This is a genomic window from Streptomyces sp. NPDC021012, from assembly GCF_044333355.1.
Lineage (GTDB): Bacteria > Actinomycetota > Actinomycetes > Streptomycetales > Streptomycetaceae > Streptomyces.
Genome location: NZ_JBIRQU010000004.1, coordinates 342,213 through 354,603 on the forward strand (window position 1 = coordinate 342,213; position 12,391 = coordinate 354,603).

At 74.6% G+C, this 12,391-nt stretch carries 12 protein-coding genes; 5 read left to right on the top strand and 7 right to left on the bottom strand.

Annotated elements, in window-relative coordinates; all coding sequences use genetic code 11:
- Positions 1-82 precede the first annotated feature (82 nt).
- A complete protein-coding gene (locus tag ACH4TP_RS15725) occupies positions 83-562 on the top strand; it encodes a hypothetical protein (protein ID WP_398178323.1) in 480 nt (159 codons plus the stop codon).
- Between the two features lie 64 nt (positions 563-626).
- On the opposite strand, the gene ACH4TP_RS15730 is transcribed toward ACH4TP_RS15725, so the two are convergent.
- Together ACH4TP_RS15730 and ACH4TP_RS15735 are read right to left on the bottom strand one after the other, a co-directional pair.
- Positions 627-2,681 (bottom strand): phosphocholine-specific phospholipase C, encoded by a 2,055-nt coding sequence (locus tag ACH4TP_RS15730; protein ID WP_398438165.1) that lies wholly within the window; start codon positions 2,679-2,681, stop codon positions 627-629.
- 233 nt (positions 2,682-2,914) lie between these two features.
- A complete protein-coding gene (locus tag ACH4TP_RS15735) occupies positions 2,915-3,331 on the bottom strand; it encodes an organic hydroperoxide resistance protein (RefSeq protein WP_041129101.1) in 417 nt (138 codons plus the stop codon).
- Positions 3,332-3,438: 107 nt separating this feature from the next.
- On the opposite strand from ACH4TP_RS15735, the gene ACH4TP_RS15740 reads away from it, so the two are divergent.
- Positions 3,439-3,930 (top strand): MarR family winged helix-turn-helix transcriptional regulator, encoded by a 492-nt coding sequence (locus ACH4TP_RS15740; protein WP_389221624.1) that lies wholly within the window; start codon positions 3,439-3,441, stop codon positions 3,928-3,930.
- Between the two features lie 10 nt (positions 3,931-3,940).
- Here the strand turns inward: ACH4TP_RS15740 and ACH4TP_RS15745 are convergent, their stop codons facing one another.
- The 5 genes from ACH4TP_RS15745 to ACH4TP_RS15765 all read right to left on the bottom strand — a co-directional run bounded on the left by ACH4TP_RS15745 (position 3,941) and on the right by ACH4TP_RS15765 (position 8,931).
- A complete protein-coding gene (locus ACH4TP_RS15745) occupies positions 3,941-5,176 on the bottom strand; it encodes a beta-ketoacyl-[acyl-carrier-protein] synthase family protein (protein WP_398178315.1) in 1,236 nt (411 codons plus the stop codon).
- Positions 5,176-5,406 (bottom strand): acyl carrier protein, encoded by a 231-nt coding sequence (locus ACH4TP_RS15750; protein WP_389221620.1) that lies wholly within the window; start codon positions 5,404-5,406, stop codon positions 5,176-5,178. Before ACH4TP_RS15750 ends, ACH4TP_RS15745 begins: the two co-directional genes overlap by 1 nt.
- Entirely contained in the window at positions 5,403-7,022 is a 1,620-nt protein-coding gene (locus ACH4TP_RS15755; protein ID WP_398438168.1) for a prenyltransferase/squalene oxidase repeat-containing protein, read from the bottom strand. The genes ACH4TP_RS15750 and ACH4TP_RS15755 overlap by 4 nt, the downstream gene beginning before the upstream one ends.
- An 86-nt stretch (positions 7,023-7,108) precedes the next feature.
- Entirely contained in the window at positions 7,109-7,639 is a 531-nt protein-coding gene (locus ACH4TP_RS15760) for an NUDIX domain-containing protein (RefSeq protein ID WP_398438169.1), read from the bottom strand.
- Complete coding sequence (locus ACH4TP_RS15765; RefSeq protein ID WP_398438171.1) at positions 7,636-8,931, bottom strand: cytochrome P450; 1,296 nt, start codon at positions 8,929-8,931, stop codon at positions 7,636-7,638. The genes ACH4TP_RS15760 and ACH4TP_RS15765 overlap by 4 nt, the downstream gene beginning before the upstream one ends.
- A 57-nt stretch (positions 8,932-8,988) precedes the next feature.
- Between ACH4TP_RS15765 and ACH4TP_RS15770 the strand changes: the two genes are divergently transcribed.
- From ACH4TP_RS15770 to ACH4TP_RS15780, 3 genes are all read left to right on the top strand, one after another.
- Positions 8,989-10,260, top strand: a complete 1,272-nt coding sequence (locus ACH4TP_RS15770) for a wax ester/triacylglycerol synthase domain-containing protein (RefSeq protein ID WP_398438173.1) — start codon at positions 8,989-8,991, stop codon at positions 10,258-10,260.
- A 378-nt stretch (positions 10,261-10,638) separates the two neighbouring features.
- Positions 10,639-11,091 carry a GNAT family N-acetyltransferase gene (locus ACH4TP_RS15775; RefSeq protein ID WP_389221610.1) on the top strand — a complete coding sequence of 151 codons (453 nt, stop codon included), beginning with the start codon at positions 10,639-10,641 and terminating at the stop codon, positions 11,089-11,091.
- Between the two features lie 86 nt (positions 11,092-11,177).
- Positions 11,178-12,374 (top strand): MFS transporter, encoded by a 1,197-nt coding sequence (locus ACH4TP_RS15780; RefSeq protein ID WP_398438451.1) that lies wholly within the window; start codon positions 11,178-11,180, stop codon positions 12,372-12,374.
- The last annotated feature ends 17 nt before the right edge of the window (positions 12,375-12,391 follow it).

Consider the following 12,391-nt stretch of genomic DNA (forward strand, 5'->3'; position numbering starts at 1 on the left):
GGCGGCTTGAAAAACGGTGGGCCGTCCCCCGGGAGAACCCCCGGGGGACGGCCCACCGCTGGAACGACTGGAAGCAGACGGCATGAAGCTCGACGTATTTCGCATCGGCGCAGGTCTGGCGACGGCCGCTTTGACGGTGATCGCCTCGACCGCCTGCGGGCCGGGCGCACCCGCCCCCGTCCTCCCGAAGGCCGTACAGCATTCCGAACTGGTCGGCCGGTGGGACGGGGACCCGGAATGCGGTTCGCCGATTCTCCGGCTGCGCGACGACTACGGGTTTTCCGGAAAGAACGTCCCGATCGCCTGGGACGGCCCCGTGCCGGATTCGAAGGTGACACGCCTTTCGGCCGACGGGAAATGGCACGCGGTCAATGACGACCCCGGCCTGCCGCCCTATCTGGTGCTGCGTTTCGACCACCGGAACGACCACCAGACCCTGTCGTTCACCCTGGTGCGGGGAGAGCTGCGGATGAACGGGAGCGTCGAGGCGGACGGGGGGGACCCCTATTCCTACCCGTGCCATTACAGGCGCACGTCGGCCGACCCGGAATCCGGCCGGTAAAGGGCCGGTAGCGGACCGAAGGGGCGGACGAGTCCTCTGACCCGTCCGCCCCTTCGTCATGTTGCTAGTACGTCAGGATGCCCGGGTCCGAGACGTCCGGGGCGCCCGTCTCGATGTGGCCCGCGAGGCGGCGGAGGTAGTCCGCGCTCGACGGGGTCGTGATCGTCACGTCGTACCAGCGGTGGCCGGCGGTCGGGGTGACGGTGTGGGTGACGGTGGCGCCCTTCGCGACCGAGAGGGTCGTGGGGGAGGTGCCGTAGGCGTCGGTGACGGTCACGGTGGCGGTGGTGCCCGCGTTGGTGAACGTGAGGTCCAGGGTGCCCGTGCTCGCGTTGTGGCGGGCCGACACCTCCGGGACCGCCGTCTTGCCGGGGGAGCGGAAGCGGCGGAGGAAGCCGTTGGGGCCGTGGACCGTGAGGTCGGTGACGCCCTTGGAGTACTTGGTGTTCCAGGTGTCCGCGATCGACTTGCCCGCCTCCGCCGTGTACGTCCAGGGGGCGTCCGTGCGGTTGGCCGAGGTCACGTAGAACTGGGCGCCCGCCGCCGGGCCGCCGCTGAAGGCGAGGCGGTAGGTGCCGGCCGTGGTGTCGGCGGAGCCGTCCACGTACGGGGCGTACTTCAGCGGGCGGGTGGGCTTGGCGCCCGGCTCCTGGAGGGGCATCGTGCCGACGGCCGGGGCGGTGGCCAGGAAGTCGGGGTGGCGGTTCTTGTCCGGCGGGTAGTAGCCGGCCGTCGGCGGCAGCGGGGCGGGCTGCGCGTCCGTGCGCGTGAAGTCGAACGCCGAGGTCAGGTCGCCGCAGATCGCACGGCGCCAGGGGGAGATGTTGGGCTCGCGCACCCCGAAGCGGCTCTCCATGAAGCGGATCACCGAGGTGTGGTCGAAGGTCTCCGAGCAGGTGTAGCCGCCCTTCGACCAGGGCGAGACGACGATCATCGGGACGCGCGGGCCCAGGCCGTAGGGGCCGGCCACGTAACCCGTCTTGCCGCCGAAGTAGTCGAGGGCGGTCGGCGCCGTCGACAGGCCCTGCGCCGCCGAGCCGGGGGCGTACGGCGGGACCACGTGGTCGAAGAAGCCGTCGTTCTCGTCGTACGTGATGAACAGGGCCGTACGGGCCCACACGTCCGGGTTCGAGGTCAGCGCGTCCAGGACCTGAGCGATGTACCAGGCGCCGTAGTTCGCCGGCCAGTTGGCGTGCTCGGAGAAGGCCTCGGGGGCGGCGATCCAGGAGATCTGGGGGAGGGTGCCCGCCTGCACGTCGGCGCGCAGCCGGTCGAAGTAGCCCTCGCCCGCCTTGGCGTTCGTGCCCGTGCGGGCCTTGTCGTACAGCGGGTTGCCCGGCTGCGCGTTGCGGTAGTTGTTGAAGTAGAGCAGCGAGTTGTCGCCGTAGTTGCCGCGGAAGGCGTCGTTGATCCAGCCCCAGGACCCGCCGGCGTTCAGGCCGTCGCCGATGTCCTGGTAGATCCTCCAGGAGACCCCGGCCGCCTCCAGGCGCTCCGGGTAGGTCGTCCAGCCGTAGCCCGCCTCGGCGTTGTTGAGGACGGGGCCGCCGCCCGTGCCGTCGTTGCCGACGTAACCGGTCCACATGTAGTAGCGGTTGGGGTCGGTCGCGCCGATGAACGAGCAGTGGTACGCGTCGCAGATGGTGAAGGCGTCGGCGAGCGCGTAGTGGAAGGGGATGTCCTCACGGGTGAGGTGCGCCATGGTGGCCTTGGTCTTGGCCGGGATCCAGTTGTCGTACCTGCCCTTGTTGAAGGCGCTCTGGCCGCCCGCCCAGTCGTGGTTGAGGCCCTGGAGGTACTCCATGCCCAGCTTGTCGCTGGTCGGCCGGAAGGGGAGCGTGACCTTGGTGCCGTCCGACTGGTTCCAGACCGACTTCCCGCTGGGCAGGGTCACCGGGCGCGGGTCGCCGAAGCCCCGTACGCCCTTCATCGCCCCGAAATAGTGGTCGAAGGAACGATTCTCCTGCATCAGGACGACGATGTGCTCGATGTCCTGGATCGTGCCGGTGGAGCCCTGCGCCGGTATCGAGGCGGCGCGGGCGATGCTCTCCGAGAGCATCGTGAACGCGGCGGCGCCGCCGGTCAGCTGAAGGAACCGGCGGCGGTTGAGGTCGGCCATGGGGGAGTTGTCCTCCGGTGGTGAGTGCGTACGGCGGGGGTGCGGGTCCGGCGACCGGGTGGGGCGGCCGACGGGCGCCCCAAGGAGAGCGCCCGTGGACCACCGCCCGGCGGCCGTCCCATGACTGCCCGTCGTACGGCAGGAGAACCCCTCGTGCCTGAACGTGAAAACTCACAACCGAACGCCCCTGAGGAGGTATTGACCCTCAGGGGCGTGCAGGAAGCAACAGAAAACTACTCGACGACGAGCTCGACCTCGATGTTGCCGCGGGTGGCCTTCGAGTACGGGCAGAAGGCGTGCGTCTTCTTCAGGAGGGCGAGGCCCGCCTCGCCCTGGAGGTGGTCGGGGAACTCGGCGCGCATCACGACCGCGAGGCCGAAGCCGCCGTCCGCCGGGTCCTTGCCGATGGAGACCTCGGCGGTGACGGAGGCCTCGGAGATGTCGATCTTCTCCTGGCGGGCGACCACGCCCATGGCGCTGGCGAAGCAGGCGGCGTACCCGGCGGCGAAGAGCTGCTCCGGGTTGGTGCCCTGACCGTTGCCGCCGAGGGCCTGGGGGTGGGCGAGGGGGAGGTCGATGTGGCCGTCGGAGCTGACGGCGCGGCCCTCGCGGCCGTTGGCGGTGGCGACGGCGGTGTAGATCGCGTCCATGGTTCGTTCTTCCGTCCTGTCGTGATGGGGTGGCCATCTATTTGTAGCGCACGATTAAGTTGTGCACAACTCAATCGCGTGTGAGGAGCCTCGCGTATCCTGGAACCATGGAGACGCTCGACACGGTCCCGGACGAGGACTTCCTCCGGCTCGACCACCAGATCTGCTTCTCGCTGCACGCGGCGACCCGCGCCTTCAACGGCGTCTACCGCGAGGCCCTCAAGGAGCTCGGGCTCACCTACCCCCAGTACCTCGTCATGCTCGTGCTCTGGGAGCACGGCGAGCTGCCCGTGAAGGGCATCGGCGAGCGGCTGCGGCTCGACTCCGGGACCCTGTCGCCGCTGCTCAAGCGCCTGGAGGCGGCCGGACACGTCGAGCGCCGCCGCAGCCCCGAGGACGAGCGGTCCGTCACCGTCCGCCTCACCGCCGACGGGACCGCCCTGCGCGGGAAGGCCCTCGGCGTGCCGCGCCGGATCGCCGCCGCCACCGGCCTGGAGCTCGGCGAGATCGTCGCGCTGCGGGCCCGGCTGGACGAGCTGACCGCCCGGCTCGACGGCCTCGACCCCGACGACCTCGCCTCCTGCGCGACCGGTACCTGACGGGCAGGCTTCACGGCGCCGCGAACACCAGCGCCGCGTTGTGCCCGCCGAAGCCCACCGACGTGGAGACGGCGAGCCGGAGCCGGGAGTCCCGGGCCGTCGTGGGGACGTCCAGGTCGATGCCCTCGCCCGGCTCCGCGAAGTTCGCCGTCGGCGGCACCGTGCCCTCCGCGAGGGACAGCACCGTGAGCGCCGCCTCCACCGCCCCCGCCGCGCCGAGCAGGTGCCCGGTCACCCCCTTCGTCGACGTCACCGGCGGCCGGTGCGGAAGGAGCGCCGCGAGCGCCGCCGCCTCCACGGCGTCGCCGAGCGGCGTCCCCGTCCCGTGCGCGTTGACCAGGTCGACCTCGCCCGGCGCCGCCCCCGCCTCCGCGAGCGCGCCCCGGACCGCCGCCGTCAGGCCCGAGCCGTCGGGCCGGGGCGCCACCACGTGGTGCGCGTCCGAGGCCGCCCCGTAGCCGGTGACCAGGCCCCGGACCCCCGCCCCGCGCGCGGCCGCGTCCGCCGGGCGCTCCAGGACGAGGAACCCGGCGCCCTCCGCCATCACGAAGCCCTCCCGGTCCCGGTCGAAGGGCCGCAGCCCGCCCGCCGGGTCGTGGAACCGGCGGGACAGTGCGCGGAGCCGGTCGAAGCCCGCGAGGTAGAACGGGGTCAGCGAGGCCTCCGCCCCGCCCGCCAGGACGACGTCGCAGCGGCCGAGCGCCAGCAGGTCGAGGGCGGTGCCGATCGCCGTCGCGCCCGCCGCGCACGCCGTGGTCACCGCCATCGACGGGCCGCGGATCCCGAACTCTACGGCCAGCTGCCCCGCGACCCCGTTCGGCAGCGCGCCCGGCACCGCGAAGGCGGACATGTCCCCGGGCCCGTCCGTCCGCAGCACCTCGCGCTGCGCCTCGAACGTGAGGACCCCGCCCGCCCCGATCCCCACGACCACGCCGACCCGCGCCCCGTCCCGGCCGGCCGGGTCCAGACCGGCGTCGGCGAGCGCCTCCCGCGCCGCGACCAGCGCGAGGAGCGCGCTCCGGTCGGGCCGCCGGGCCGTCACCGCCCTGCCCAGGTCGGAGGGGAGCTCCGGCGCCCGGCAGGCGAGATGACGCAGACCGTCCCGCTCTTCCAGGACGGCGGTGGCCTTCCCCGCCCGGACGGCCTCCCAGGTCGTCGCGGCGTCCGCGCCGGCCGGGGTGAACAGGCCGATGCCGGTGACGGCCGCCCCGGAGCCGACGCGGGGCGCCGCCGACGGCCCGGACATCAGGCCACCCCCGCGTACCGCGAGACGAGCTCCTCGATCGCGGCCACGGTGGGCGCCGCGTACAGCTCCTCCTCCGGTACCGGGACGCCCCGCTCCTTGCGCAGGACGAGGGCGAGTTCGGTGAGCAGCAGGGAGTCGAGCCCGGCCTCCTCGCGGCCGGCCTCCGGGGTGATGTCCGCCGGGTCGAGGCCCAGCTGGACGAGCAGGGTCTTCAGTTCGTCGAAGGTCATGGACGTTCCTCGGGAGAGAGATGGGTGGCGTACGCGCGCGCGTGGTTCAGGCCGAGCAGCACGCACACGTCCGTCAGGAGCGGTACGTGGTACGCGAGCGGCCGGGGCCCGGCCTGGTCGGGGCGGGAGGTGAAGCCGCCGTCCGGCCGCTGCCGCTCCAGGAGGTGGCGCACCGCCCGCCCGGTCGCACCCCGGGCGGACGGCACGGTCGGGGTCCGGGCGACGGCGATCAGCGCGTACGCCGTACTGATCGGGTCGCTCGGATCGGACGGCACGTGCCCCCAGCCGCCGTCCGCGTTCTGCGTGTCGAGCAGCCGCGCCACGGCCCGCGCCCGGGCCCGGGCCGCCTCGGCCCGGGCCGGACTCCCGGGCGCCACGGCCAGGAAGGAGTCATGGGCGAGGACCGTACGGAACAGGGCGTTGCTCTCGTTGAGGCTCCAGCTCCGCTCGAACGGTCCCGCGGCCTCCGACCGGGCCGTCACGAACCGCGCCGCGGCCTCCACCGCCGGCCGGTGCGCGGGCTCGGGGGCCAGCGCGTTCATGGCCGCCGCCGTTATCGCCACCTCGGAGGCGGTGCCGCGCTCGAAGGTCGGGAACCCGCCGTCCGCGCCCTGCCGGGCGAGCAGGTACCGCTCGCCCGCCGCCACCTCCGCGCCGAAGGGGCCCGGGCCCGTCGCCCGCAGGAACTCCACGCAGTACGAGGTGTCGTCCACGTCGCTCTGCCCGACGCCCCGGTCGAAGCCCCAGCCGCCGTCCGCGTTCCGCCGCTCCGCCAGGGCCGCCGCGAGGGCCCGCAGGGTGTGCCCGGGGGCGCCCGCGCCGGCCAGGGCCAGCCCGCCGGTCGCCGTCGCGAACACGTCCATGCCCGTGATGAACGGCAGCCCGCCGTCCTCCCGCAGCCACCCGCGCAGCTCCCGCGCCCGCGCCCGTACGGCCGCCGCGTACCGGGGCCGAAGCCGCAGCGCCAGCAGGGCCATGATCCGGGCGAGGTGGTTGCCGTACGGGGGCGGGCCGGGCAGCGAGCAGGGTTCGAGCGCCCGCCAGTCCTCCTCCGTGACGAGCCCCGGCGCACCGGTCCCGTGGGCGTACAGCACCTTGAGGGCGGCCATCTCCGTGACCAGCCACCGCTGCTGGCCGCGCGCCTCGAAGAGGGCCCCGGGGGAGGGGAGCGCGGGGAAGGAGTGGGCGCCCAGCTCCGCCAGGAGCGTCTGGAACATCAGCCGCTTGCGCCCGGCGGTGAAGTGGTCGAAGCCGCCGAGCAGCCGGGCGAGCGCGCCCCGCCCGTCCACGTACTCGCCGAGGGCCGCGCGGGCCGCGGCCTCCTGCACGGGATCGGGGGCGCCCTCGTCCACGGCCGTCTTCAGCCGGCGGGTCAGCCGCTCCTGGGCGTCCGGGTCCACGCCCGTCACCGTGAGCAGCCGCAGGGCCAGGGCGGATTCCAGGATCCGGCTGTCGCACGGGGCCCGGAGCAGCCCGTCGGGCCCGGCCGCCGCGACCAGCCGGGTCGCGAGCCGGGCCCGGGCCCGGTCGAGCCGCTCGGCCCCGGGGAGGGGCGCCGGCCGGGGGCCGGGGAGGGCGAGGGAGGCACCGGGTAAGGGCAGCGCGGGGTACGTCATGGGTGGTGTCCTTCGACGGTGTCGATGAGAGAAGGGGTGCCGTACGTCAGTGGGGGAGCGGGCGCCGTACGTCTCCGCGGCGGCGGTCAGAGGGGGAACAGGCGCCGCAGGGCCTCCGCGCCGGCCGGGACCAGCGGGGTGTAGCCGCCGGTCAGGACCGCGAGGGGCGCGACGAAGCCGCACCAGGCGATCTCCCGGGGGTCGGGCCGGGGCGCGCGGTCCGCCGTCCAGCGGTGGACCGTCAGGAAGCAGGCGCCGTGCGGATCGTCGACGCGGATCCGGTACGCCTCGGCGAGGCCGGGCGCCCGCTCCCAGCCCAGCTCCTCGCGGAGCTCCCGGAGCGCGGCCGCGCGGTACTCCTCGCCGCTGCGGACCGCCCCGCCGACGAGGACGTCGTAGTGGTCCGGGTAGGCCGGCGCGGCGGCGGTCCGCCGGTAGAGCAGGACCCGGCCGGCGTGGTCGGTGCAGACGGTCGCCGCGTACCGGCGGAGCAGCCCGGCGGGGGGCCCGGCGGCCCGCCCGCCCTGGGCCACCACCCGGTCCCGGGGGTCGACGTAGTCGACGCGCTCGGCGGGGCACCCGGGGGAGTCGTACGGGTCGGGGGCGGGCGCGTTCACGCGCGCTCGTGGACGCGCGCGGGCAGGGGGCCCGCCGGGCGCAGGTTGATGCCGAACACGGGCTCGCCCGCGGGTCCGGTCGTCTCCACCCGGAAGCGGGCGAGCAGCGCGCCGAGCAGCACCTCCATCTCCCGCATCGCGAACCGGGTGCCGAGGCAGGCCCGCGGACCGATGCCGAAGGGGAGGTACGCGCCGGGCGGCAGCGGCGGGCGGGCCGGGAAGCGGCCGGGGTCGAAGGCCTCGGGGTCGGGCCACACCTCCGGGTCGCGGTGGGTGAGGTACGGACAGACGAGGAGGTCCGTGCCGGCGGGGACCGCCCAGCCGTCCAGCACCTCGTCCGCCGGGCTGTGCCGGGGCAGCAGCCAGCCCGTCGGGTAGAGCCGCAGCGTCTCGGAGAGCACCGCCCCGACCGCCCGCGCGTCGCCCGAGGCCCGCTCCATGACCTCCGGGTGCGCGGTGAGCAGGACGAACGCCCAGGTCAGCGTGCGGGCGCTGCTCTCGTACCCGGCGACGAGCAGGGTGACGAGCTCGTCGCGGATCAGCCGGTCCGTGTACGCGGGATCCGTTTCGGCCGCGTCGAGCAGCCGGTCCAGGACGCTCACCCCGGCGCCGTCCGCCCGGTGGCGGACCCGGGCGTCGGCGAGCGCCCGGAACATCCGCTCGTCGAGCGCGCCGAGCGCCGCCTCCGCCGCCGGGGGCAGCGCGCTCGCGCCGCCCACCTCGGCGGGGAGCGCGGCGACGACGTCCTGCACGGCCGCCAGGTCGAGGTACGTCTCCCGGTCCAGGGGCCGGTCGGTGAGGGAGCGCCAGATCGTGTCGACGGTGAAGAACTGCGTGTCCTCGGCGATGTCCGTCGGCTCGCCCCGGCGGGCCCGCTCCGCCCAGCGGTCGACGACGCACGCCGCCGCCCCCGCGATGTGCTGCTCCCAGCGCTGGACACCGCGGCCGGTGAACAGGGCCTGGAGGAGCTTCCGCTGGGACCGCCAGGCCTCGCCGGTGGCGGTGATCATGCCGTCGCCGAGGAGGGGCCTCGCCCGGTGCGACCGCTTCACGTACCGGTCGCCGCCGAGGCCGAGCACCTGGTGCACGTGCCGGGGCTCCGTGACCAGCACCGCCGTCCGGCCGCCCCGGCGGAACCCGGTCAGCCGGCCGGGGGTGTGCGCCCGGCGGAGGAGGTCGACGAGGGGGGCTCCGGAGGCCGTCCAGGCCGCCACGGTCTCGTCGTCGAGGAAGTCGGGAGGGGCGGGAGGCATGCCGTCCGTCACGGCGGTCGTCACGCATTGCGATTGCATGATGACGTATCGTAGTGCCCTGTGCGATCTTCAGATCCGAGGCGATCCTCCGCGAGGGTGCCGCTCGCGGTGCTCGACCGGCTCTCCCTCGACGTGGCGGCGCTGCATGCGGCGGACTCCGCCCTGCACCTCGGCGGGCTGGTCGTCTTCGAGGGCGAACCGCCTTCCCGGGAACGGGTGTTGGATCATCTGAGGCGCCGCGTCGGCCCGCTTCCGGAGCTCGCCCACCGGCTCGCGGGCGGCCCGGGACGCCCGTACTGGGAGCCCGACCCGGGCTTCGATCCCGATCTTCACCTGTACGAGCGACCGGGAGGCGGCGACCTGTTGACGACCGTCGCCGAACTCCTGCGACAACCCCTGCCGCGCGACCGGCCGTTGTGGGGGATCTGGCTCGTCCTCCGGGCGGGCGAGGGGCGGTGGGGGCTCTGCTACCGGGCCCACCACGCCTTCCAGGACGGGGCCGCCGCCGTCGCCACCCTGGAGGGGCTCCTCGGCCCCGAGGAGGCGCCGCGCGCCAGGGCCCTCGGCTTCCGGCAGCCCCGGCCCGTGGCCTGGGCCGCCGTCCTCCCCGAGTTCCGGCCACCGCGCCGCGTCACCTGGTGGCCGGCGCTCGACACCCCGCCCGCCCAGGCCTACGCCGCCGCGTTCGCCGACGTCGACACCGCCCGGCTGCACGCGCTCGGCCGCCTGACCGGGGCCACCGTCCCGCAGCTCTGCCTGGCCCTCACGACCGAGGCCCTGCGCGCCTGGCACCCCGGGACCTGGGCCCCGGACGGCCCCGGCCACGGCCGCGCGCTGCGCGCCAACCTCGGGATCAGCGTCCGGGACCCCGACGACCCCCGCCCCCTGCTCGGCAACCGGGTCGCCGTCGCCGGGGTCGACCTCCCCTGCGGCGAGCCCGACCCGGCCCGGCGGCTCGACCGCCTCGGCCGCGCCCTCGACCACACGCGGCTCGCCCGCCTCGCCGACGCCCACCGGGCCGTCCTGCACGGACTCCCTTACCGGATCGGCCGGTTGGCGCTCGGTCGCAGCGTCGACGTCCGGTACACCCCGCTCACCGTCGCCGACCTCCGGGTCCGCCGGCCGCTCGGCTTCGCCGGAACCCCCGCGACCGGGGTGTACGCCCTGCCGGTCATGGTCCCGGGCCAGCCGCTCTTCGTCGCCTGGACCACCCACCGCCGCCGCCTCCACGTCACCTTCCTCGCGGACCGGGCCCTCCCTGGAGCCGAACGCCTTCCGGAGGCCTGGGAGTCGGCGCTCGCGGAGTACGAACGGCGGGCGGAGACCGGTGCGTTCGCGCGTGCCGCCGACGGGGCGGGGGTGTCATGAGCGCCCTGCCCGCACCCCGCCACGGCCGCGCGCCCGGGGCCTGGCCCCTGCTCGGGCACCTGCCGTACCCGGCCACCCGGCCGCTGGCCTTCCTGGACTCGCTGCCCGGCCACGGCGACGTCGTCCGCGTGCGGATGGGGGCCCGGACCGCCCACGTGGTGACCCACCCCGCGCTCGTCCGTCGCGCCCTCGCCGACCGGAGCTCCTTCGACCGGACCGGGGTCCTGTACGAGAGGGTCCGCGCCCGCCCCGCCCGGTCCCGCGCATCGTCCTCTCCCCGGGGCCGCAGTCGATGCGGCTCGCGGAGCGGTAGGGCCACTGTTTCGCGTTCATCAAATTGTAAGGAGCGGGAACGGTTCTCGCTCCTATACTCGATCCATGTCCGACATCAGCATCCGGCGCGCCACCGCCGACGACTCCAAACGGCTCACACGGCTCGTCCGGACCTCAGGGGCCTACCGGGGCGACTACGCCGCCATGGTCGAGGGCTACCAGGTCGGCGGGCCGTACATCGAGCACCACCCCGTCCACGTCGCCGTCGACGACAGCGACGGCGGCCGCGTGCTCGGCTTCTACGCGCTCCTCGTCGACGAGGCCGAACTCGACCTCGCGTTCGTCGCCGACGCCGCCCAGGGACTCGGCATAGGCCGGCTCCTCATGGAGCACATGACCGAGCAGGCCAGGGCCGCCGGGCTCGCCTCCGTGCGGGTCGTCGCGCACCCGCCCGCCGAGGAGTTCTACCTGCGGACCGGCGCCGTCCGCACCGGCACCGTGCCGCCCACCGGACGCATCCACTGGGAGCGCCCCGAGCTGCGGTACGACGTCGCGTGACCGCCACCCAGGACAGCCGGGACAGCCGGGAGCGGGAACAGGAGCCGGAGCGGGACCGCCGCAAGCTCCTCGCCGACCTCACCCCGCTGCGCACCTCCGCGCACTACCGCCGCCTCTGGTTCGGGAACACCGTCTCCTGGGTCGGCCAGGGCATGACGGCGCTCGCCGTCTCCCTCCAGGTGTACGACATCACCCGCTCGCCCTTCGCCGTCGGGCTCGTCGGGCTCTTCGCCCTCGTCCCGCTCGTCGTCTTCGGCCTGTACGGCGGCGCCATCGCCGACACCGTCGACCGCCGCAAGCTCGGCCTCGTCAGCGCGAGCGGCTCCGCCGTGCTCTCCGCCGCCCTCGCCGGCGCCGCGCTCACCGGCTTCCACCACGTCTGGTTCCTGTACGGGATCGTCGCCCTCCAGGCCGTGTGCACCGCGCTCAACGCGCCCGCCCGCTCCTCGATGATCCCCCGGCTCCTGCCGCCCGAGCAGCTGCGCGCCGCCAACGCGCTCAACTCGATGGTGATGACCTTCGGCACGCTCGTCGGACCGAGCCTCGGCGGCCTCATCGTCGGCCTCGCCGGCTACCAGACCGCGTACCTCATCGACTTCCTCGCCTTCTCCGCGAGCCTGTACGCGATGTGGCGGCTGCCGTCCATGCTCCCGGAGCGGACCGGGAGCAAGAGGGCCTCCGTCCTCGACGGGCTGCGGTTCCTCGCCACCCGCCCCAACCTGCGCATGACGTTCTTCTCGGACTTCTGCGCGATGATCCTCGCCCACCCCCGCGCCCTGTTCCCCGCCGTCGCCGTCCTCTGGTACGGCGGCGACGCGAAGACCACCGGACTCCTCGTCGCCGCACCCGCGTTCGGGGCGCTCCTCGGCGGGGTCCTCTCCGGCTGGCAGGGCCGCATCCGCCACCACGGGCAGGCGATCCTCCTCGCCGTCGCCTCCTGGGGCATCGCCATCGCCGTCTTCGGACTGACCCGGAACCTCTGGCTCGGGCTGCTCCTGCTCGCCCTCGCCGGCTACTCCGACACCGTCTCGATGATCTTCCGCAACACGATGATGCAGGTCGCCGCCCCGGACGAGATGCGCGGCCGGCTCCAGGGCGTCTTCATCGTGGTCGTCGCGGGCGGCCCCCGGCTCGGCGACTTCCTCGCGGGCTCCGTCGCCGGCCTCACCTCCCCCGCGGTCGCCATCACCGGCGGCGGGATCGCCTGCGTCGTCGCGATCGGCCTCCTCGCCCTGTACGGGCGCGGATTCCGCCGCTACGACGCCCTCGACCCCACGCCGTGACCCAGGGGCCGCTCGCC